The following is a 22,195-nucleotide window of genomic DNA, read 5'->3' as shown; positions in this document are numbered from 1 at the left end:
TTTCCGCTCGGATTTCAACACCGCCGGAGCTCCACGGGATCGCGCATAAAGCACGCATTCACTGCAGTAAGGCGAAGGCGCCCAGCCCATCGCTTCGTAGGGCGCGGCGGATAACTCGCAAACCGACCGCCGCCCGGGTTGCGCTTGTCTCTCGCTGCCCGCCGGGCGGCTATTGTCGCCCCTCGAAGATGACGGTCGCCGGTCCCGTTTAGGCGAGGCGTGCGGACGAACGAGGACGCCAGTCACGATGCCGGTCCACGCAACGGCTGAATGAATACGTCGTTACTGTTCAATGGGTATTGAACTATCTGCGTCGCTTCCCAACTATGCGGAGCAGCGAAACAAGGAGGACGAAGATGCAAATCGCTCCGCATCGGCAGGACGGCGTGTCGTCGACCGTCACAGTATCCCTGCTCGACAACTCCGGGGCTGAAGCCCATCCGGCAGCGCGCGGGATTTCACCGCGCCCGGAGACCGATGGCCTATACACCGCGATGCTGCACCTCGACTTCAAGGACCATGGCTTCAGCATGTTCCATGCATGCCGGGTCGTATCGCGCAGAGAAGTGATGGAGAGGGTCGGCGTTCGCGTGCCTTCGCACCTGCTCCCACATGTCGATATCCGTGAGGGCATCGACCTGGATCACCCGGTCGTTGTGAGGCTAGTCCCCAGGGAGATCTCCCGAAGGCTTGCGGACTACGGGGACTGTGATCGCGGCCATGGTCCACTTAGGCTGGGCGGCGACCTCCATATCCAGCAGAGGTCTGGCTGATGAGCGTCAAGCTCGGGCCCCATCGATCGCCTTGAGCATGGTGGAAGCGGCCTCGCGTGCTACGGCTGGCGTCACGCGGTAGGTCACCTCGCGCCCGTTCTTCTCCGATGCGACAAGACCGGCTTCCCGCAATATCTTGAGGTGGGTGGACATGAGGTTCTTGTCGATGCCGAGCGATTTGGCAATTTCGCCTTGGAGCATCCCGCACTCGCCGGCACCGAGCAGGAGATCGAATGTCCGCCAGCGTGTCTGCTGGCCCAAGGCGGCAAAGATGGGCAGATTTGGCATTTCCATGGTTCATAGATAATCAATCATTGAACATTTTCCTAGCCTCCCTCTGAGAATTCCATACGAAAAAAATCGCAGATATTATACGATAGTTCTTGAATAATTGAACAATTGTGCCTATGTCACGTGCAAGCGGTCGAGATACCGGACCGCGAGGAGACGAAGAAGCCACCAACCCTGGTGACGGAGATGAGACACATGGAAAATCCTGTCAAATCGAACGAACCAACCATCCACCCGCAATATGATCGCTGGGAGGTCGAGGACCCTTTGGGTCAGGATAGCGAAACCGACTTCCGGATCGTGACAACGCGACGCGCACTTTGCCGCATGGCGTTCGTGGCGGCCGAGACCGCGGCCCGTTTCGAGCGCGAGGGGATCGACCACGATCCGGTCGCCTGGATGATGACGCCTCGGCGGCTCTTCGAGGGGCGCATTGCGCTGGAAGCGTGCCTCGAGCGGACAGGTTTCAGCCGCGCGATCGTCCTGCACGGCCTGTCCGTCGGCCTCGACGCATTGCCCAGTCAGATTGACGAACTGATGGACGATGATGACGACCCTGATATGGACTTCATCGATGAGGCCTTCGCGAATTCGCAGTCGCCTGGCCATCGCGGGCATGCCGAGGTGGTGGGGAATGGGCAGGTGAGCCTGGTTGTGCCGAACTTCCGCACACCGGTGCGCCACGCGCCCAAGCATCCTCGCGCTCCCGGTCGGGCGAATGCGTGCCGCCGCGTTGATCGACGGGTGGCAGCGAAGGCAGGCGCTTGACGGAAGGCACTGCATCATTGGCTGTTCGCCCCCGGTTTGCGGGAGGCGAGACCCGGCGGCTCTATCGGCTCGACCTGAAGGAGGGGCCAACGGGTGCCGGTGATCCCGCTACTGCAAAAGTGGCGGTGGTGGTTGATGTCGAGACGACCGGCCTGGACGCCAAGCGCGACGTAATAATCGAGCTCGCCATGCGGCAGTTCCGATACGACACAGAGGGGTGGGTCACCGACATTGGTAGATCCTTCACCTGGTTTCAGGATCCCGGGCGCCCGCTGACGCCGGAGATCATGAAGCTCACCGGTCTCGATGATGAAATGCTCAGAGATCAGTCGATCGACGAGGGGTTGGCAACCCGCATCCTGCGCCGTGCCGATCTGGTGGTGGCCCACAACGCCTCCTTCGACCGACCTCGTGTCGAGGCGCGGCTCCCGAAGGCAGTTGGTTCGGCTTGGGGCTGCAGTTGCGTCGAGATCAATTGGCGCGACTTCGGCTTCGACGGACGGAGTCTGGGTTATCTGCTGTCGCAGGCCGGATACTTCAATGGTGCCCACCGCGCGGCCGCGGACGTGGACAGCACGATCGCACTTCTGGCGCACGAGGTGGCGCCGGGGCGTTCGGCGATGGCGGAACTGGTAGCCCGGTCGGCGCAGGACAGCTGGATGGTCCGCGCCGCCGGCGCTGCGTACGAGCGCAAGGATGACCTCAAGGCTCGTGGGTATCGCTGGGATCCGGGAGACCGGATATGGTGCCGTGAGATCGCCGACCGCGATGAGGAGGAGGCTTGGCTGATGGTGAACATCTACTCCCCCTGGGCCAGGCCAACTTCGGCGGCGCCCGAATGGCGAAGGATTTCCGCACGCGACCGCTGGGCCTGATCAGCCCGGAAGGCTGACATGCCGATCGGGGCGAACCGATCGAAGTCATCCCCGAGGGGATGATCTGCACAACTGAATCAAAGACCTAATTCCCGCCCTCAGGGCGCATCCCTCGCTGCCCGTCATTCGCATGGAGATTCCACATGGCTGAACGCCTCACCGACGCCTTGTTCGTCGAGCCGAACAATTATGTTCCCCGGCTCGGCACGGGCGACGACGCTCGCATGGTCGAAATCCTCCGCCGTCGGGCCGACGGGCAGATCGTCCCGGTGTGGTCCGTCGCGCTGGACTGCCCCAAGACGGCAAGGACGCTCTACGACTGGATGAGGACAAATCCGGATAGCTGGAGCATGTGGGGCCGGCTTTCGCTGCGCGTCGGGCCGGAGGCGGCAGGCCGCATGATCATGGAGGCGGCCGCCGAGCACGAGCGCGTCCGGATCGAGCAGGAGCGACGGAGGCGCGAGAATGAGCGGGAGCAGGCGCGCCTCTCGCGGGAGATCACGCTCTATTACTACGACCCGGAGAGGAAGGCGCCGTCGCTTGGACTGGAGCGCGGCAGCGATAAGTCGCCCTTCTTCCGCATGACGTTCACCGAGAGGTGGGAGCGCGATCGCGTCTTGGATTGGCTCAAGAATCAGCGCGAGCACTTCGCCGACATGGAGGAACTGTGGGCCGAGCATGGCGCTATGGCGCTCGAACGGCACATCCTGGCAGGCATGCGCGAAACCGAGCGCGCCTTGAAGGCCAGAGGCGATAGCGCTGGCGGCCGCCGGCCGTTGCGCTTCTGGAGGGGCGAGTGATGGGGGGCGGCCTCATCCCAGTGAGCGGCGGCCCCGCTCTGCAAGCCGGACCGACCGGGTCCGATCCGAACCGGGCAAACATGCCCTACGCAATGTTCGCCAAGAGCTTCTCGGGTCGGCCGCTGTCGCTTGGAGCCGACGTCACGCTTCCGCTGCTAGGCGGAGATCGCCTCCAGCTTTCCGGCATCGTCTCCGACCTCGAACTCGACTGGCAGCCGGGACTGATGCGCTTCGTGGAGGATGCATGCGCGGATCAGCGGGTCCGGGGTCGCGACTGGTTCGTCCTGCCGCCGATGCTGCTAGGCGGCGAAGCGGGGGTAGGGCGCACCCATTTCGCGCGCCGCCTGGCAAGGGCGGCCGGCGTGTCCCATATCATGTTCGACGCCAGGACGTGGATGTTCACCTGGCGGTGCGCGGGTCCGGATGTGCAACTTCCGCTCCCCATAGCGGCCGCTATGACCGCGAGCGGCTGTGCGAACCCGGTCGTCAGCGTGACGGGCGCGCATCGCGCCACTAGCGCGATGGTCGACCTGCTGGTCAGACTGACGGACCGCTCGATCAACGGCAGTCTCGTCGACGAGGCGGCAGGCGTGGTCTTCGACTACAGCGCCGTCACCTGGATCATCCATGCGCCTCCGCCGCAGGCTGCACCTCTACCCCTGATCCACGCTCCTCATCAGCGGCCCGTCGAGCCAGAGCCGCCCGTGGCGGACGTGCTGGCAAGGCATCTGCATCGCATCGACCTGAAGAAGGTCGGCCCCGATCACTACCGGTTGCTGATCATAGACCTGCTGGCCGAGGTCCTGGACGATCTCGGCACCGCGCTGCCGCCCCTGATGGACCTGCAGGCGCTGCTCGATCAGGCCTGCAAGTGGCGCGATCCCAGCGTGAGCCAGATCTACGACCGGCTCTTGGACGAGGTTCGCCTCCACGTCGGCGACGACCACCCCCTCTGACCACCACTGCCTCAAGGAGAAGAAGATGGAAGACGATAGTATGAAGCTGCGTATCCTCGTCGATGGCCGGGAGGTCGAGCTCGCCTCGGCAAAGCCGAGCGGTCGCGACGTGCTTACCGCCGTCGGGGGCGATCCCGAGAGCCGCGACGTGCTGATACGCATCGATGGCGGCCGGGCCCGCCTGATCGCGCCGGGGGATCCCATCGTGGGCGTCGTCGGCGAAGCGCACTTCCGCCTCCACCGCAACGCCACGCTCAGGCACCTGCGCGTCGACGGCGTGGTGTGGGAATGGGGCGCCCCCGGCATCCAGGAGCACGACATCCGGGGGATCGCCGGCATCGCCGACGAGCGGCGGCTTTTTCAGGGCGGCAACGTTCTGCGCGCCGGAGAGGTCGTCGACCTCACTGTGGACTGGGTCCCGAAGATCGAGTCGCGTCCCGAGATGGCGGGCGCCCTTACAGTGCCCATCGTCGTTAACGGGAGCCGCCAGAGCCTCGCCGTCCCGGAGGTGTCTTTCGAGGACCTCGTGGGCATCGCCTACCCCGATGTTCCCGCGATCTCGAACAGCATGTTCACGGTCACCTACCGTCACGGTCCGCTCGACCGGCCGGAAGGCAGCCTCGCCCCCACTCAGCGCCTGCGGGCCGTCAATGGAGCCGTGTTCAATGTCACAGCGACTAATAAGTCTTAGTCCTGACCTTCAGCGGCTGGTCGACGAAGGCTACGACATGTCGATCGAGGGGGGATATCTCGTCCTGCGGGATGTCCCCTATCTCGACGCGCGTCAGCGCGTGCGTCGCGGTACGCTCGTCAGCGGGCTGGACCTTGCCGGCGACCGCACCGTGCCGCCGCGAAGCCATATGGCCTATTTTGCGGGTTACATGCCGCACACCGCCGACGGTCGCCCGCTCGCCATGATGGCTCATACCCGGGCCCGACGTGACCTCGGCCATGGTCTCGTCGTCGAGCACACTCTGTGCAGCAAGCCCTTCGACGGCGAGTTCCCGGACTTCCACGCCAAGATGGTGACCTTCGTCGAGCAGATCTCCGCCCATGCGAAGATGGTCGAGCCGGACGTAACCGCCCGCACGGGACAGGTCATGCTGCCGGAACGGGAGCGTTCGTGCTTCGCCTATCTCGATACCGGCAGCGCGCGTCACGGGATCGGCGCCTTCACGTCCAGGCTCGAAGGGCTGAGCGTCGCCATCGTCGGCCTGGGCGGCACCGGCTCCTACATTCTCGACCAAATCGCCAAGTGCCCGGTGGCGCGCATCCATCTGTTTGATGACGACCGCTTCGATCAGCACAACGCGTTCCGTTCGCCTGGAGCGCCGTCCGTCCAAGAACTCCGCAGCCGACCCACCAAGGTCGGCCACCTGGCCGGCATCTACTCCCGGATGCATACCGGTATCATCGGGCACGAGGATAAGCTGGGGCCGAACAACGCGCACCTGCTCGACCATGTCGACTTCGTTTTCGTCGCAATCGATGTCGGCGTCTCGCGCCGGATCATAGTCGAGCAGCTAGAACGCCGGGGGCTGCCGTTCATCGATACCGGCATTGGGCTGGAGGCGACGGAAGCTGGCCTGACGGGGGCGGTTCGCGTGACAACGAGCACGAGCGACATGCGCGGGCATGTTCGCGATGCCGCCCGCATCCCGATGACGGCGGCCGGCGAGCACATCTACGGGTCCACCGCGCAGGTGAGCGACATGAACATGCTGGCAGCCGCGCTCGCCGTGATCCGTTTCAAGAAGCACTTCGGCTTCTATCTCGATCTGGAGCGAGAGCACCATTCTGTCTTCCAGATGGACGGTGCGCACCTGATCAACGACGACAGGGCGGGGTGGTGAGCCATGAACGGTGAGGCCGCACGTAGGACCAGGATAGACGAGTCGACCAGGCTCGAGCTTGCCACTCTCGATCTCGAGGTGCGCGCGCGCCGACTTCAGATCTACCGCAGCCATCTGGCCCGCTCGATCAAACTCGCATCACCGCTCTTGATCGACGCCTGCACGCCGCAGGAGCTGGACGAGGCGGCATGGCGGGTGAAGCCGAGCCCTCACTGGCCGCAGGGGCCGGACGGACGGATAGTGGTGCGCGGCTGGTCCGCCAGCAGCCGCCGCTACGATCGGCAGCGCGTGAACGTGGTCAACCGCACGAGCGGCGAGCGTTTCGAGGTGATGGACAAGCTGGTCTTGCGGATGGACAGGAACACCGCTCAAATGGTCCTCAGTTCCGGTTCGCTCGTGATCATGACGAAGCAGCGTGGTGGTGTCCTCTATCTGCCCCGTGCGCTTGTCGAATCCGAACGGGTCGATCTCCTCGGTGCGATGCTCGATCGGGCGGTCGAGCACCCGATCCTTGTCGGTCGCGCATATCCGATCGTTGAAGTGCCGCCGCCGCATTCCAGGCGGATGACTTTGGTCAGGTTTCTTGCGCCGCCGGTGGAATGGCGGGTGCCATGGGCAAGGCCGTGGGAGGTGCCGTTCTGAATGACAGATGAGGCCGTCTGTTACCGGCGGCCTTTCACGTGTGGAGGATAAGGCCGCCCGATTTCTGGCGGCTTTTCTTTATACTTGTGTGTAATGTGGTATCGAAAAAGCGTCAGAGTGCGAATGGCTCAAACGGAAACTTGAGCCACTTTAAACGACATTCCGACAAAGAAATTGGAGGCCCGAGCCGGAATCGAACCGGCGTGCAAGGATTTGCAGTCCTCTGCGTAACCACTCCGCCATCGGGCCTCGGCAGTGGGACGCCGCAAATGTGCGGCTTTGGCGGCAAAGTCAAGCGGGCGATGGCGCAGTGGCCCCAAGATTCTTGCCGACCGTCGCGCAAAGCCGCTTGGCGCGGGCCGCCTGCTGATTTAGAGGTCCGATGATACCCTTAGTGTATTGCATTGCCAATACAGTTGTGCCAAGCCCACTGGACCAAGTGAGAACTATCGTGACCGAGCAGAACTATTCTTCGATGCGGGCCGCCATGGTCGAAAGCCAGCTGCGGACCAGCGACGTCGGCGACCAGCGCGTCATTGCGGCGATGGCGAAGGTGCCGCGCGAGGATTTCGTTCCCAAAGAGCGCAGGGCTATGGCCTATGTCGACCGTCCCATTCCGCTGTCCGGGGGGCGTGCGCTCAACCCGCCCTTGGTGACCGGGCGCTTGCTCAACGAAGCACAGGTCGTGCCGGGCGACAGGGTGCTGCTGATCGGCGCGGCGACCGGCTACGCCGCGGCGCTGCTGGTCGAACTGGGCGCGCAGGTGACGGCGGTCGAAGAAGAGGGCGGTCCGGAGATCGTGGTCGCGGATGTCGCGCTGGTGCGCGGCGCACTCGCGGCCGGTGCGCCCGACGGTGCGCCCTATGACCTGCTGTTCATCGACGGCGCGGTGGAGGAAGTGCCCGCGACGCTCGTTCAGCAGCTCGGGCAGGATGCGCGCGTGGTGACGGGGATCGCCGATCGCGGCGTGACGCGGCTGAGCAGCGGCCGGGTGATCGGCGGCGTGCTGGGTCTGAGCAGCCTGATCGATATCGAAATGGTGGTGTTGCCCGGTTTCGGCGCGCCCGAGGGATTTATATTCTGAACATGATGGGCGGGGACAGATGACGGCGCAGCGTAAATTTTATCGGCATCGTGCCGCAGCCGTCCTGCTGTTGCTGTCCTCCGCCCTGACGACGACGAGCCATGCCGAAACCCTGCAAGGCGCGCTGGCGAAGGCCTATGGCTCCAACCCGACGCTAACGGGCGCGCGGGCTGGGCAGCGCGCGACGGACGAGAATGTGCCGATCCAGAAGGCGGCGGGGCGGCCCGGCGTCAATGTGAACGCCAGCTATACCGAGAGCATCCTGAAGCCCACGATCAGCTTCACCTCGCCGCAGCGGACGGTGGACAGCAATGTGCAGCTCAACGTGCCGATCTATTCGGGCGGGTCGGTGCGCAACGGGATAAAGGCGGCGAAGGTGCGGGTAGAGGCCGGGCAGGCCAATCTGCGCGGCACCGAAGCGAGTATTTTTTCCCAGGTGGTCGCCGCCTATATGGACGTCATCCGCGACAATGCGGTCGTGTCGCTCAACCAATCGAACGTCAAGGCGCTGGAGGTCAACCTCCAGGCGACCAACGACCGCTTCGAAGTCGGCGACCTGACGCGCACCGACGTCGCCCAATCGCAATCGCGTCTGGCGCTGGCGCGATCGGATCTGCAGACGGCGGAAGCCAATCTGGTCGCCAGCCGCGAAAATTATATCGCCCTGGTGGGCGACACGCCCGACGCGCTGGACCCGCCGCCCGCGCTTCCCGGCCTTCCCGCCACTCCGGTGATCGCGGTGCAGGTCGCGCTGAACGACAATCCGGACATATTGGCGGCCAAGAAGAGCAGGATCGCCGCCGGTTATGACGTAAAGGTCGCGCGGGCCGCGCGTCTGCCGACGATCGCGGGCTTCACCCAGGCGGGCTATACCAATTATCTCCACACGCTGGGCGGCACCGCGCTGGATTCGGACGGCAACGCCGTCGAAGGGGCGCAGATCAACAAGCAGGCCGCCGCCGGGGTCCAACTGACCATACCGCTCTATCAGGGCGGTCGGCCCGCCGCGCAGGTGCGCCAGAACCAGGCGATCGAATCGCAGGCGATGGAGCGCGAGATCGAGGTGGAGCGCAGCGTCATATCCCAGACGCGGGCCGCCTATGCCAGTTGGCAGGCGTCGCTGGAAAGCATCGTGTCCAACCAAAGGGCGGTCGATGCGGCTAATCTGTCGCTGGAAGGCGTACGCGCGGAAAATTCCGTGGGCAGCCGCACGATCCTGGACATCCTTAATGCCGAGCAGGAAGCGCTGAACGCCAAGGTCCAGTTGGTGACGGCGCAGCGCAACGCCTATGTCGCGGGTTTCAGCGTGATCGCCGCCATGGGTCACGCCGAAGCGGACGATCTGGGTCTGGACAGCGGTACGCTCTATGATCCGATGGTCAATTATGAACGAGTGAAGGGCAAGTGGCTGGACTGGAGCTTCGATCCCAAGCCCATGCCGGTCGCGACGCGGACCGTTGACATGCCCACGCAAAATGCCGATGTCGATCCTGCGACTGCCAAGCAGCCTTAACCGCTTGTTAACCCGGCCGGGTAATCTTAGGGTTTAAGGATGCGCAATGGATTTTGGACGGGGACTATCCATGGGTGATATGACCAAGGAACCCTCGATGGAAGAGATACTCTCGTCCATCAAGCGGATCATCGCCGAAGAGGGCGAGGAAGCGGTGCAGGCCGCGCCACGCCGCTCGCGGGCCGAGGCGAAGGTCGCATCGGCGCCCGTAGCGATCGAAACGCCGCTTGAAGAAGTGCTGGAACTGACCGACGAGGTCGCGGAGGAGAGTGCGATGCCTGCGCCCAAAGCTGCCGCAAAGGCGCCCGCCAGCGCGACCGGCGACGATTCGATCCTGTCGGTGGCAAGCGAAGTGGCGGCGCGCCATTCGCTCTCGGCACTGTCCTCCATGCTGATCGCGCCTGTCGATGGCGGCGACAATACGCTGGACGGCCTGGTCCGCGCGATGTTGAAGCCGATGCTCAAGGAATGGCTGGACGCGCGCCTGCCCGCGCTGGTCGAAGAGATGGTCGCCAAGGAAATCGCCCGCATCACTGGGCGCTGAGCCTGCTCTTGCGGCGGCCCTTATGGCGGCCTAGACCCTCTGCATCCTGACGACGCTGCGGCACACGCGCTGCGCGTCGTCCGTCCGATGCCTGGGGTGATATTCATGAAGACTTTCCTGCTCGCCGCGGTCGGTGCGATGGCCTTGGCCGCCGCGCCTGCGCTGGCCCGTCCGTTCACGCCAGCCGATATGGTCGCGCTGGACCGCATATTTGCGCCCGCCGTGTCGCCGGACGGCCAATGGCTGGCCTATCAACTGCGCAGCACCGATCTGCCGGGCAATAAGGGGCGGATGGACATCTATCTGCTGAACATCGGCAGGGCGGGGCAGGCGCCCAGGTTGATCGCGTCGAAGCCGGACAAGAATGAAAGCGCGCCGGTCTTCTCCCCGGATGGTTCGTCCCTCTATTTTCAGTCGAACGCCAGCGGCGACGATCAACTGTGGCGCGTGGCGCTGAGCGGTGGCGATCCGGTGCAGATCAGCAAGGCGCCGGGCGGCATTTCGGGTTTCCTGCTCAGCCCCGACGGCGCGAAGGTCGCGCTGTGGGCGGATCGCCCGGTCGGTGCGAAGACGATCGATGACGTGAAGCCCGATGCGCTCAAGGAGGCTGGGTCGGCGCGGGTCTATGACCAACTGTTCGTGCGCCATTGGGACACATGGTCGGACGGCCAGCGCTCGCAAATCTTCGTGATGCCGGTGGCGGGCGGCCCGGCCGTATCGGTCATGGGGGCACTGGTCGGCGACAGCCCGTCCAAGCCCTTTGGCGGAGCGGAGGAAATCGCCTGGAGCAAGGATGGCAGGACGCTGTTCTTCGCGCTGCGCGAAGCGGGGCGGATCGAGCCGCTATCGACCAACCTTGATATCTTTTCAGTCCCCGCTGACGGCAACGCCGCGCCGGTCAACCTGACCCAAGCGAACGAGGCGACCGACACGCTGCCGACCGTGTCGCCCGACGGGCAATGGCTGGCCTATGTCGCGATGAAGCGACCGGGTTACGAAGCGGATCGGCAGGTGCTGATGCTGCGCAACATCGCGACCGGTGCGACGAAGGCGCTGACGCAAGGCTGGGACCGATCGGTCGCATCGATCGCCTGGGAAGCGAACGGCAAGGGGTTGCTGGTCACCGCCAATGACGTGCTCGACAATCCGGTATTCCGGGTCGATGCGGCATCGGGCAAGGTCGTGCGCCTCACGCAGAAGGGCCATGCGGGCAGCGTCGTGCCGTTGCCCAAGGGCGGCTTCGTCTATGCGCTAGACTCCATCCAGTCGCCCGCCGATTTCTGGAAGATGCCCGCCAAGGGAAAGCCCACGCGCCTGACCAGCGTCAACGCCGCTAAATCGGCGGGGGTCGATGACGTGTCGGTCGAGCGCTTCAGCTTCAAGGGCGCCAATGGCGACACGGTCTGGGGCCAGATCGTCAAGCCCATAAACCCATCTGCTAACCCGTCCGCCAGCGGCACGCTGAACAAGCTGCCGGTTGCTTTCCTGGTCCATGGCGGGCCGCAGGGCAGCTTCAACGATTCATGGTCCTATCGCTGGAATCCCAAGGCGTTCGCGGCCCATGGCTATGCGGCGGTGATCGTGGATTTCCATGGCTCGACCGGATATGGCCAGGCCTTCACCGACGCGATCAACAAGGATTGGGGCGGCAAGCCGCTGGAAGACCTGAAGCTGGGCCTTGCCGCCGCCGCGGCGAAGGACGCTCAGGTCGATGCCAGCAATGCCTGCGCGTTGGGCGCCAGCTATGGCGGCTATATGATGAACTGGATCGCGGGGCAGTGGCCCGACGGCTTCAAATGCCTGGTCCAGCATGACGGCGTGTTCGACGCCCGCGCCATGGCTTATGAAACCGAGGAATTGTGGTTCGACGAATGGGAACATGGCGGCCCCTATTATGAGAAGCCGGAAGAGTTCGAGAAATGGAACCCGGTGCTGCACGTCGACAAATGGAAGACGCCGATGCTGGTGGTAACCGGCGAAAAGGATTTCCGCATTCCCTACACGCAAGGGCTGGCCGCCTTCACCGCCCTCCAGCGGCGGGACATCCCGTCCAAGCTGCTGGTGTTTCCGGATGAGAACCACTGGGTCTTGAAGCCTAAAAACTCGCTGCAATGGTATGGCGAGGCGCTGGGCTGGCTCGACAAGTGGACGGGGAAATGAGCCTTTAAGCGGATGGCCCAGCCTGCTATATTGATGTCATGGCAAAGATGAAGATCGATATCGTCGATGGTCCCATCGACATGGGCAAGCCGGGCAAGCCCAAATATCGTCTCGTCCACAAGGACGGTAAGGCCGTGAAACTGCGCGTGGTCGATGCCGACAGCCCCAATTTCGGCGCGGAATTTCTGGCTTCCTTCAAGGCAAGCGTCCGCAAGGCGCGTGAAGAGAATCGCGCGATCCAGGCCAAGGATTGAGCGGCAAGGGACATGCCCGTCCGCGTCTGTGGATCGTGGCGGGGCCGAATGGCTGCGGCAAAAGCTCCGCCTATGGTCGCAGTGATGTGGCCGAGTTCGATGGATCGGTGTGGATCATCAATCCCGATTTGCTGACCGCCCGCCTGCGGGACAGCGAACAACTGGATCAGGAGGCGGCCAATCTGACGGCGGTGCAGCGGATCGAGGCATGGCTGGACGCGTCGATCGACGTGCACCAGACGATCGGCGTCGAAACCGTGCTGTCCAGCCCCAAATATCGACGGTTGGTGGAGAAGGCGCAGACCAAGGGCTTCGAGATCCTGCTGATCTACGTCTATCTCGATTCGGTTGAACGGCAATTGGAGCGTATCGCCTATCGCGTCGCCAAGGGCGGTCATGACGTGCCGCCCGACAAAGTGGCGGCGCGGCGAGCGCGATCCTTTACGCAATTGCGCTGGTTCTTCGATCGTGCGGACCGGGCGTGGCTGTTCGACAACAGCCTGTCCGAACCGCAACTGGTCGCGCGAAAGGGCGATGGCGGCATTACCATCCGGTCCGGTTTGCCGCCGGAGATCATGGATAGCCTGATCTGACGCTTCGCCTCTCTTGCGTGTCGTGCCGCAGGCGTTAAAGCGCGATCATGACCGAATTGCCGAAAACCTTCGACCCCGCCGACATCGAATCCCGCTGGTACGCCCATTGGGAAGCCAACGGCCTGTTCCGCCCCGAACGGCCGGACGCGACGCCCTTCACCATCGTGAACCCGCCGCCGAATGTCACGGGTAGCCTGCATATCGGCCATGCGCTCGACAATACGTTGCAGGACATCGTAATCCGCTACGAGCGGCTACGCGGCAAGGATGCGTTGTGGGTGGTCGGCACCGATCATGCGGGCATCGCGACGCAGATGGTGGTCGAACGGCAGCTCAACGCCAAGCAGCAGAAGCGCACCGACTTCACCCGCGACGAATTTGTCGCCAAGGTGTGGGAGTGGAAGGCGGAGAGCGGCGGCACCATCACCGGCCAGTTGCGGCGGCTGGGCTGTTCCATGGACTGGGCCAACGAACGCTTCACCATGGACGAGGGGTTTTCCAAGGCGGTCGTCAAGACCTTCGTGGAACTGCACAAGCGCGGCCTGCTCTATCGCGACAAGCGGCTGGTGAATTGGGATCCGCATTTCCGCTCGGCCATTTCGGACCTGGAGGTCGAGACGGTCGAGACGAAGGGCGGCTTCTGGCGCTTCCGCTATCCGCTGGCGGACGGCGTGACGCTGGCCGACGGTAGCGACCATATCGTCGTCGCCACCACGCGGCCGGAAACGATGCTCGCCGACATGGCGGTCGCGGTGCATCCCGATGATGAGCGTTACAAGGATGTGATCGGCAAGGATATTCTCCAGCCGATCACCGGGCGCCGGTTCAAGGTCGTGCCCGACGAACATGCCGACCCGGCACTGGGATCAGGTGCGGTCAAAATCACGCCGGGCCATGATTTCAACGACTTTGACGTGGGCAAGCGCGCGGGCTTCAAGGCCGCCGACATGCTCAATATGTTCGACGCCGACGCCAATGTCGTCCAGACCGCCGACGGCCTGATCCCCGATCGCTTCCTGGGCTTGCACCGCTTCAAGCGCGACGGCGTGGACGGCGCGCGTGAGGCGGTCGTCGCGGAGATGAAGGCGCTGGGCCTGCTGGTCCCGCATGTTACCAAGGACAAGGACGGCGAGGAAGTCTCCGCCCATTTCGAGCCGCGCACGATCCAAACGCCGTTCGGCGACCGCTCCAACGTGGTGATCGAACCCTGGCTGACCGACCAATGGTATGTCGATGCCGAGAAACTGGCCGTCGCGCCGATGCAGGCGGTGCGCGACGGTGCGATCGAGATCGTGCCCAAGACATGGGAAAAGACATTCTTCAACTGGATGGAGAATATCCAGCCCTGGTGCGTCTCGCGCCAGTTGTGGTGGGGGCATCAGATCCCGGCTTGGTTCGATGCGGACGGCAACAGCTATGTCGCCGAAAGCGAAGACGAAGCGCAGGCTTTGGCGGGCAACAAGGTGCTGACCCGCGACCCCGACGTCCTAGACACCTGGTTCTCCTCCGCGCTCTGGCCGTTCGGCACGCTGGGCTGGCCGGAGCAGAGCGAGACGCTGTCGCGCCATTACCCCAACGACCTGCTGATCAGCGGTTTCGACATCCTGTTCTTCTGGGACGCCCGCATGGCGATGCAGGGGATGGAGTTCATGGGTGATGTCCCATGGCGCAAGCTCTACCTGCACGGCCTCGTCCGCGCTGCCGACGGGCAGAAAATGTCCAAGTCCAAGGGCAATGTGGTCGATCCGCTGGGCCTGATCGACAAGTTCGGCGCGGACGCGCTGCGCTTCTTCATGGCGGCGATGGAAAGCCAGGGCCGCGATGTGAAGATGGATGAGAAGCGGGTCGAGGGCTATCGCAACTTCGCGACCAAATTGTGGAACGCGGCGCGCTTCCTCCAGTCGAACGGCGTCACGGCCTCGACCAGCCATGAGGCACCCGCCGCCGCGCTGCCGGTCAACCGCTGGATCATCGCGGAGACGGTTGCGACAGTACAGGCGATCGACATGGCGCTGGCCGACCTGCGCTTCGATGCGGCGGCCAACGCCATCTATCATTTCGTCTGGGACCAGTTTTGCGACTGGTATATCGAACTCACCAAGGGCGCGATGGATGACGAAACGCGCGCCGTCGCGGGCTGGGCGTTCGACCAGATATTGGTGATGCTGCATCCCTTCATGCCCTTCATCACCGAAGAACTGTGGCACCTGACCGGCGACCGCGCGAACGCCCTGATCGTCGCGCAATGGCCGCAGGCGCTGGCCGCGGTCGATACAGACGCGCAGGCGGAGATCGACTGGCTGATAGATTTGGTCGGCAAAGTCCGGGCGGCGAAAAACGAACTTGGGATACCTCCCGGTACTAAGATGAGTGGTGCATTCCTAAACTTTGAGGATCACGCCCGTCGTCATGCTGATTCACAGCATTATGCTATAATCAAATTAGCTAGAATAGACGTCGATACGGAGTGGGAGATATCCCGATCGCCTAAGATACAAATTGCGCTTGAGGGCGCGACATTGATTTTGGCTCTGGAAGGCGTGATCGACATCGCAGCGGAAAAGACCCGCCTCGCCAAGGCGCTGGCCGCGGCGGAAAAGGAGCGGGATGGCCTGGGCGGTCGCCTGTCCAACCCCAGCTTCGTGGAAAAGGCCAAGCCCGAAGCAGTCGCCAAGGCGCGTGAAGACCATGCGGAAAAAATGGCCGAAGCGGATCGGTTGAAGGCAGCATTGGACCGGCTGGGATAAGTCGATAGAGGTGTTCCCGCGCAGGCGGGAACCCAGTTACAGGGGTCGGACTGGGTTCCCGCCTGCGCGGGAACACATAAGGGGAGAGGCAGGCACATGGCGGCAAAAGGACCAGGCACCAAAGACCTGACGCAGGGGCCGATCGGTTCTACCTTGTTACTGTTCGCCATTCCCACGCTCGCGTCCAACGTGTTGCAATCTCTCAACGGGTCGATCAACGCGATCTGGGTCGGGCGCTTCCTGGGCGCGCAGGCGCTCGCGGCGACGGCCAACGCCAATATCATCATGTTCCTGATGTTCTCGGTCGTGTTCGGGTTCGGCATGGCGTCCACCGTGATGATCGCGCAGGCCACCGGCGCGCGGGATCTGGATGCGGCGCGCCGCGCGTTCGGCTCGGCGGTCGGCTTCTGCTCGATATTGGGCATGGGGGTCGCGATCGCTGGCTGGATCGGCGCGCCTGCCTTGCTCCATCTGCTCGGCACGCCGGGGGAAGCGTTCAATCTGGCGCTCGTCTATCTGCGCGTCATCTTCATCGCCATGCCCGCGACTTTATTGTCGGTGATGATGATGATGGGCCTGCGTGGCGGCGGCGACGCGCGCACGCCGCTCATTTTCATGATCGTCAGCGTGGCGATCGACCTCATCCTCAATCCCGTGCTGATCCTTGGCCTTGGGCCATTCCCGGCGATGGGGATTGCTGGATCGGCGGCGGCGACGGCGGCGGCGGGCTTCGTCAGCCTGATCGGGCTGGTTGCCTTCACCTATGCCAGGGATCTGCCGCTGCGCCTGCGGGGCCGGGAACTGGCCTATCTCTGGCCCGCCGCCGACCAGATGCGCGTGCTGGTGGGCAAGGGGCTACCCATGGGATTGCAGATGATCGTTATGTCATCCTCCGCGCTGGTGATGATCGGCCTGGTCAATCGCGAAGGGTTGATGGTGACCGCAGCCTATGGCGCGGCGCAGCAGATCTGGACCTACCTCCAGATGCCCGCCATGGCGATGGGCGCGGCGGTCAGCGCCATGGCGGCGCAGAATGTGGGCGCCGGGCGGTGGGACCGGATCAGCCGGATCACGGGCTATGGCATTTCCTATCTGCTGGCGATCACCGGGGCGATGATCGTCATCATCCTGCTGTTCCACGAAGCGCTGCTGTCGCTGTTCTTGGGCGGTAACGCCGTAGCGATCGCGGCGGCGTGGAACATGCAGTTGCTCGCCAGCTGGAGTTTCATGATGTTCGGCGTCACCATGATCCTGTTCGGCGTGATGCGCGCGAACGGCGTGGTCGTCGCACCCTTGCTGATCCTGAGCTTCACCTTGTTCGGCGTGCGGCTGGGCTTCTATCATCTCGCCTATCCCGTGCTGGGCGCGGACGCGCTCTGGCTCAGCTTCCCGGTGGGATCGGTGGCGTCCCTGCTACTCGCCTGGATAGTCTATGCGCGCGGCGGATGGCGCAAGGCCCGGTTGCTGGTGCCGGTGCATGAGGAGCATTGCCGGGAGGCAGTGAACAGCGATGCCGAACCGGCCGGGCGGATTGCGCCGGCGGGCTGACGCCGGTTCAGCGCCCCTGGTTGCGCCAGCGGGTGATGGTGCGATCCAAAATATCGGCCTCGCTGCCCGATTGCCGCCACAGTTCGGTGAAGCTGGGGTCGCCCGAGGCAGGGCGGCGATGCTCCTCCAGATTGTCGAGCGCCACGCGGATCGGCACGGCGACGCCTTCGCCGCAGATGATCGCTTCCCGATTGCGCAGCGCGGGGATCGAATTGAGGAAACCGCGAGCGCCCTCCGGCATGGCGGCCTTCACGAAGGCCTGATCTCGATCGTTGTTCAGGCGCATGGAGATGATCGTGCCGCATTGCGACAACACGCCTTCGGCCAGGTCGGACGGGCGCTGCGTGATCAGGCCCAGCGAAATGCCATATTTGCGGCCTTCCTTGGCGATCCGTTCCAATATCTTGCGGACTGCTTGGCCCGAACCGGTGGTGGTGTTGGGGATGTAGCGATGCGCTTCCTCGCAGACCAGCAGGATCGGGCGCTGCGGTTCGTCGCGCGCCCAGATGGCATAGTCGAACACCAGACGCGACAGAACCGACACGACGGTCGATGTGATGTCGGACGGCATGGCCGACACGTCGATGATGGAAATGGGCTTGCCGTCGGAGGGCAGGCGGAAAATCTTGGCGAGGAACGCCTGCATCGTGTCGGCGACCAACATGCCGGAAAACATGAAGCTGTAGCGCGGGTCGGCCTTGATTTCGTCGATCTTGGTCTTGAGGCGCATATAGGGCAGCGAGTTGGTGCCCTTGTCGAGCTTGCCCATCTCGTTCTGCAGGATGGTGGTCAGGTCCGACAGCAGATAGGGGATCGGCGAATCCACCGTCAGCCGACCGATGCTTTCGGCCAAGCGGTTCTTCGATCGCGCGGCAAGCAGGCATTTGGCCAGGATGTCGCTGTCCACCGTGCGTTCGGAGCCGGAGGAGGTGACGAACACTTCGCAATGTTCCTCGAAATTCATCAGCCAATAGGGCAGCGCCAAATTGGTGACGTCGAACACCGCGCCGTTGCTGGCGAAGGCCGCGCCATATTCGCCATGGGGATCGATCATGACGATATGGCCCTTGGGCGACAGGTCGCAGATACGATGCAGGATCAGCGCCGCGCTGGTCGATTTGCCGGTGCCGGTGGAGCCGAGCAACGCGAAATGCTTGCCCAGCATCGAATCGACATAAAGCGCCGCGCGCGTATCTGTAGTGGGATAGACGGTGCCGATCTCCACATTGGCGCGGTCGTCCGCCGCGTAAATCTGGCGCATGTCGTGGCTCGACACCGGGAAGATGTCGGTGCCGGGCGTGGGATAGCGGGTGACGCCACGGCGGAAGCGGTAGATGCGCCCGGTCAGCTTCTCCTCATCGCCTTCGCCCAGGAAATCGATGTCCGCAACTATGCCTTTGCTCGCCTGATCCAATGTCATGGTGCGGACGCTTGCGACCAGCCAGCTATTACCGACCCGCATTTTCACCTGGCTGCCGACCTGCCCCGCCATGGCGATGCAGGGGTCTTCGTCCCGTTCCAGCGTCGCCAGGCGTTGCGCGTCGATCAGCACCTTGGAACTGGACCCGGCGATCTGGAAGACCATGCCCAGCGACTGAACCGAAGCATGGTGCACGGGCGTCGCATCAGCGGAAAAATGTCGTGCGCCCGGCATATGGGTCATGAGCCTTTGTCGTCCCTTGGACCGGAATGGCTTCCGGTTAACAGGCCGCTTCTAGGCAAAAGAGGTAAATATTGGCTTAGCCGCTCGCCAAGCCTCCCCTGCAATGCGACCCGCAGCATAGCGGATAAGGGTTAAGAGACGCTGAGCCGGGGTCCGATATGGACCAGTTGCCATGCCGAAGAGGAACATGGATCAGCTTCGGGCATTGGGTTTAGGCAACTATCAGGATTATCGGGTGTCCAATATCGTCAAGGCAGATGGAGCGCATCGTTCCGCCGCGATCGCCATCGCGCGCGTCATTTGCATATTGGGCGTCGTCTATGTCCATGCCTGGACTGGGCTGAATGGCGAAGCGTTGAAAGCGCTGCGCGGCACCGGGCAGGATGATCTGCGCTGGCTGTTGATGGAATTGTTCGGGCGCAGCGCAGTGCCATTGCTGGGCGTGATTTCCGGCTGGCTGGTCGCGCGATCGCAAGTGACGCTGGACTGGCGCCGCCATGTCGAGCGCAAGGCGCGCACCATCGTGCTGCCGATGATCCTGTGGAATATCATCGCCATTCTGCTGGTATCGGGCGCGGCATGGCAATTGGGTCTGTCGGCGCCGATCCCCAAGTCGGTCTGGTGGACGGTCAACGAAGTGCTGATCCTCACGCGCAATCCCGACATCAACGTACAGATGCCGTTCCTGCGTGACCTGTTCCTGTGCATGGTCGCTGCGCCTGTGCTGGTGCGGATGCCAAGCTGGTCGCTGGTGGTGGTCGCAGCCATAGCGGCGGCGTGCCACATCGCCGGGTTCGGCCCGCCCATCCTAATGCGTGCATCGATCCTGGTCTTCTTTTCGATCGGCATATTGGCGCAGCGCGGCGGCTGGGCCGAGCGGGTTGCGGGTACGCCAGCCTTGCTGGCGGCGGCGCCATTCGCGCTGCTGATGATGGCGCAGCTTTATCTTGTCGTGACGGTCGGCGACGACGCCTGGCCTTTGGCGCAACGGGCGCTGGACCTGGTGCTGCGGATCGCGGCGGCTGTGGCTTTCTGGCGACTGGCCTGGGCGTTGGCGGCCAGCCCGGCGCGCCCGATGCTGCTGCGGATCGAGCCTTACGCCTTCTTCCTGTTCTGCGCGCACCTGATCCTGATCTGGCTGTTCGGACCGGTCCTGGGCGGCGTATTCGGGAAGATGGGCACGCCCCTCTATCCCTTCTACCTGATCGCCCAACCGTTCATGGTGCTAGGCGTGGTCATGCTGATTGGCGCAGGGCTGCGCCGGGTCGCGCCGGGCGCGGCGGCGGTGCTGAGCGGCGGCCGGTTGAAGCGGCCGGAGCCTCAGACGGTTTCGCGACTAGTCACCGCCTGAGCCGCCGCCATGGCGATGGCGAAGCTGTGCTTGCGCGCCGCCGGATCGAAAATCTGAGCGGTCAGGATCAGTTCGTCCGCCTGCGTACGGCGCAGGAACGCCGCGATGTCGCGCTCGACATCCGCCTGCGTGCCGATGCTGGAGACGCTCAGCACGTCGGATAGCATCGCCTGCGCCTGGGGCGGCAGATCGTCATAATAGCCCGGCACCGGCGGCTGCAACTTGCCCGGCTGCCCGGTGCGCAAACGCACGAAGGCCTGCTGCATCGAACTGGCGAGCAGATGGGCCTCGTCGCCGGTATCGGCGGCAAACACATTATAGCCCGCCATCACATAGGGATGTTTGAGCTGGGCCGACGGGTGGAAGTCGCGGCGATAAATGGCGATCGCCTCGTCCAGCGCGGCAGGGGCGAAATGCGATGCAAAGGCGTAGGGCAGGCCGAGTGCGGCAGCCAGTTGCGCGCCATAGAGGCTGGAGCCGAGTATCCATAGCGGTACGTCGGCGCCCGCGCCCGGTGTCGCCTGAATGCTCAGCCGTTCGTCTTGGGCAAAATAGGCCTGCAATTCCATCACGTCGCGTGGGAACTGATCCGCCCCGCCGGACAGGTTGCGGCGGATCGCCTGCGCAACCCTCTGGTCCGAACCCGGCGCGCGGCCAAGGCCCAGGTTGATGCGCCCCGGGAAGAGGGCGTCCAGCGTGCCGAACTGCTCAGCAATCACCAGCGGCGCGTGATTAGGCAACATGATGCCGCCAGCCCCAATGCGGATGGTCGATGTCGCATGGCCGATATGCGCCAGCACCACGGCCGTGGCCGCCGAAGCGATGCCCGCCATGCCATGATGTTCGGCCACCCAGTAGCGATGATAGCCCAGCGCTTCGGCATGAACGGCAAGGTCGGCGGCGTTGGCGAAAGCGGTAGCGACGCTATCGCCTTCGCGAACGGGGACGAGGTCGAGCAGGGAAAAACGGGTCATGCCCATCATATGGGCGTATGATGGGTTTTACTTCAAGACCTATGGGTCAATATCTCAGACCGCGCGGCCAAATCCCTGGGTCGGCGTTTCGGCGCGACGGCCGAATGTGGCGGGCCGACGGGCGGCCAGCGGATTGGCGTCACGATCGAGCAGCGCCATCGTTTCGCTGAAACAGGGGCGCATCGCTACGACGACCTCGATCAATTCGTCCGGGCTTTCATGGGTTTCCACGCAACGGCGGGCGACCATCTCGACCTCTTCCGCCATGGCGCTGAGGCGATAGGCGCCGAACTGCGCGGCTTCACCTTTCAGCGTATGGGCAGGGGAGACGAGGGCGGCGGCATTCCTTGCGCGAAAGGCATCCTCGACGGCGCTGATCGATTTGACGCCATCTTCCCGGAAATAGCCAAGGATACGCGAAAAGGCGGCGCCCAGCTCACCGCGGGTGCGGGTAAATTCGCTCCAACTGACCAATTCGGTATCTTGATAGGACACCCGCGCCGCTCCCTCACTACAACGAAGCGAGAATAGGCGATGCGCGTAAACAGGGCGTTAAAATGAGGCGGAATGCGGACCGCTTCGGATAGGATTCAGGCCGGGCGTGACAAGGCGAACCGATGGTCGCCCAACGCCGCGAAGGTCCAGCCCTGCGCCTGTGCCAGCGCCGCCAGTTCGCTCGCGGCGATCGGATCGTCGGCCTCGATCACGATGGCGTCCGCTTCACGCAGCGCGCGCGCGGCGCGCAGCGCGGGCCAGGGACATTGCATGCCCCTGGCGTTCACGGCGACGGGATCGTCCGCCATCTG

Annotated in this window: 22 protein-coding genes and 1 tRNA gene; 17 read left to right on the top strand and 6 right to left on the bottom strand. The window is 63.7% G+C overall.

Features of this window, described 5'->3' with window-relative positions:
- The first annotated feature begins 356 nt into the window (after positions 1-356).
- Entirely contained in the window at positions 357-773 is a 417-nt protein-coding gene (locus U5A89_RS14690) for a hypothetical protein (protein ID WP_338161807.1), read from the top strand.
- Positions 774-779: 6 nt separating this feature from the next.
- Here the strand turns inward: U5A89_RS14690 and U5A89_RS14685 are convergent, their stop codons facing one another.
- Positions 780-1,067: an ArsR/SmtB family transcription factor gene (locus tag U5A89_RS14685; protein WP_338161806.1), complete on the bottom strand. Its 288-nt coding sequence runs from the start codon at positions 1,065-1,067 to the stop codon at positions 780-782.
- A 120-nt stretch (positions 1,068-1,187) separates the two neighbouring features.
- On the opposite strand from U5A89_RS14685, the gene U5A89_RS14680 reads away from it, so the two are divergent.
- The 7 genes from U5A89_RS14680 (at position 1,188) to U5A89_RS14650 (ending at position 6,958) form a co-directional block, all read left to right on the top strand.
- Entirely contained in the window at positions 1,188-1,832 is a 645-nt protein-coding gene (locus U5A89_RS14680) for a hypothetical protein (RefSeq protein WP_338161805.1), read from the top strand.
- On the top strand, positions 1,829-2,707 hold the full coding sequence (locus U5A89_RS14675) for a 3'-5' exonuclease (RefSeq protein WP_338161804.1): 879 nt from the start codon (positions 1,829-1,831) through the stop codon (positions 2,705-2,707). Before U5A89_RS14680 ends, U5A89_RS14675 begins: the two co-directional genes overlap by 4 nt.
- A gap of 143 nt (positions 2,708-2,850) precedes the next feature.
- Entirely contained in the window at positions 2,851-3,507 is a 657-nt protein-coding gene (locus U5A89_RS14670) for a hypothetical protein (RefSeq protein ID WP_338161803.1), read from the top strand.
- Positions 3,508-3,599: 92 nt separating this feature from the next.
- Entirely contained in the window at positions 3,600-4,463 is an 864-nt protein-coding gene (locus U5A89_RS14665; RefSeq protein ID WP_338161802.1) for a hypothetical protein, read from the top strand.
- Positions 4,464-4,488: 25 nt separating this feature from the next.
- Positions 4,489-5,154: a multiubiquitin domain-containing protein gene (locus tag U5A89_RS14660; protein ID WP_338161801.1), complete on the top strand. Its 666-nt coding sequence runs from the start codon at positions 4,489-4,491 to the stop codon at positions 5,152-5,154.
- Complete coding sequence (locus tag U5A89_RS14655; RefSeq protein WP_338161800.1) at positions 5,114-6,316, top strand: ThiF family adenylyltransferase; 1,203 nt, start codon at positions 5,114-5,116, stop codon at positions 6,314-6,316. The genes U5A89_RS14660 and U5A89_RS14655 overlap by 41 nt, the downstream gene beginning before the upstream one ends.
- A 3-nt stretch (positions 6,317-6,319) precedes the next feature.
- Complete coding sequence (locus U5A89_RS14650; protein WP_338161799.1) at positions 6,320-6,958, top strand: hypothetical protein; 639 nt, start codon at positions 6,320-6,322, stop codon at positions 6,956-6,958.
- A gap of 175 nt (positions 6,959-7,133) precedes the next feature.
- Here the strand turns inward: U5A89_RS14650 and U5A89_RS14645 are convergent.
- Positions 7,134-7,207: transfer RNA gene (locus U5A89_RS14645), tRNA-Cys, on the bottom strand.
- A gap of 202 nt (positions 7,208-7,409) precedes the next feature.
- Here U5A89_RS14645 and U5A89_RS14640 point away from each other — a divergent pair.
- From U5A89_RS14640 to U5A89_RS14605, 8 genes are all read left to right on the top strand, one after another.
- Positions 7,410-8,042, top strand: a complete 633-nt coding sequence (locus tag U5A89_RS14640; protein ID WP_338163069.1) for a protein-L-isoaspartate O-methyltransferase family protein — start codon at positions 7,410-7,412, stop codon at positions 8,040-8,042.
- A 19-nt stretch (positions 8,043-8,061) separates the two neighbouring features.
- Entirely contained in the window at positions 8,062-9,555 is a 1,494-nt protein-coding gene (locus U5A89_RS14635) for a TolC family outer membrane protein (protein ID WP_338161798.1), read from the top strand.
- A gap of 70 nt (positions 9,556-9,625) precedes the next feature.
- A complete protein-coding gene (locus U5A89_RS14630) occupies positions 9,626-10,099 on the top strand; it encodes a DUF2497 domain-containing protein (RefSeq protein ID WP_338161797.1) in 474 nt (157 codons plus the stop codon).
- A 105-nt stretch (positions 10,100-10,204) separates the two neighbouring features.
- On the top strand, positions 10,205-12,259 hold the full coding sequence (locus tag U5A89_RS14625) for a S9 family peptidase (protein ID WP_338161796.1): 2,055 nt from the start codon (positions 10,205-10,207) through the stop codon (positions 12,257-12,259).
- A 47-nt stretch (positions 12,260-12,306) separates the two neighbouring features.
- On the top strand, positions 12,307-12,513 hold the full coding sequence (locus U5A89_RS14620) for a hypothetical protein (protein WP_338161795.1): 207 nt from the start codon (positions 12,307-12,309) through the stop codon (positions 12,511-12,513).
- Complete coding sequence (locus U5A89_RS14615; RefSeq protein ID WP_338161794.1) at positions 12,510-13,106, top strand: ATPase; 597 nt, start codon at positions 12,510-12,512, stop codon at positions 13,104-13,106. The genes U5A89_RS14620 and U5A89_RS14615 overlap by 4 nt, the downstream gene beginning before the upstream one ends.
- A 47-nt stretch (positions 13,107-13,153) precedes the next feature.
- Complete coding sequence (locus U5A89_RS14610) at positions 13,154-15,853, top strand: valine--tRNA ligase (protein WP_338161793.1); 2,700 nt, start codon at positions 13,154-13,156, stop codon at positions 15,851-15,853.
- Positions 15,854-15,949: 96 nt separating this feature from the next.
- Positions 15,950-17,401: an MATE family efflux transporter gene (locus U5A89_RS14605; RefSeq protein ID WP_338161792.1), complete on the top strand. Its 1,452-nt coding sequence runs from the start codon at positions 15,950-15,952 to the stop codon at positions 17,399-17,401.
- Positions 17,402-17,408: 7 nt separating this feature from the next.
- On the opposite strand, the gene U5A89_RS14600 is transcribed toward U5A89_RS14605, so the two are convergent.
- Positions 17,409-19,064: an ATP-binding protein gene (locus U5A89_RS14600; protein ID WP_338161791.1), complete on the bottom strand. Its 1,656-nt coding sequence runs from the start codon at positions 19,062-19,064 to the stop codon at positions 17,409-17,411.
- A 235-nt stretch (positions 19,065-19,299) separates the two neighbouring features.
- Here U5A89_RS14600 and U5A89_RS14595 point away from each other — a divergent pair, with 235 nt between their 5' ends.
- The gene (locus U5A89_RS14595) at positions 19,300-20,415 is read left to right on the top strand and encodes an acyltransferase family protein (RefSeq protein ID WP_338163068.1); all 1,116 of its coding nucleotides are present in this window, start codon (positions 19,300-19,302) and stop codon (positions 20,413-20,415) included.
- Here U5A89_RS14595 and U5A89_RS14590 read toward each other — a convergent pair.
- From U5A89_RS14590 to U5A89_RS14580, 3 genes are all read right to left on the bottom strand, one after another.
- Positions 20,385-21,389 (bottom strand): LLM class flavin-dependent oxidoreductase, encoded by a 1,005-nt coding sequence (locus U5A89_RS14590; RefSeq protein ID WP_338161790.1) that lies wholly within the window; start codon positions 21,387-21,389, stop codon positions 20,385-20,387. The genes U5A89_RS14595 and U5A89_RS14590 overlap by 31 nt on opposite strands.
- A gap of 54 nt (positions 21,390-21,443) precedes the next feature.
- Positions 21,444-21,884, bottom strand: coding sequence for an Hpt domain-containing protein (locus U5A89_RS14585; RefSeq protein WP_338161789.1), 441 nt, complete (start codon positions 21,882-21,884; stop codon positions 21,444-21,446).
- A 95-nt stretch (positions 21,885-21,979) separates the two neighbouring features.
- Positions 21,980-22,192, bottom strand: a complete 213-nt coding sequence (locus U5A89_RS14580) for a sulfurtransferase TusA family protein (protein WP_338161788.1) — start codon at positions 22,190-22,192, stop codon at positions 21,980-21,982.
- Positions 22,193-22,195: the final 3 nt, after the last annotated feature.

The organism is Sphingobium sp. HWE2-09 (genome assembly GCF_035989265.1).
GTDB lineage: Bacteria > Pseudomonadota > Alphaproteobacteria > Sphingomonadales > Sphingomonadaceae > Sphingobium.
Note: the sequence above shows the minus strand (reverse complement) of the source record. Positions and strands in the feature narration are given on the sequence as shown.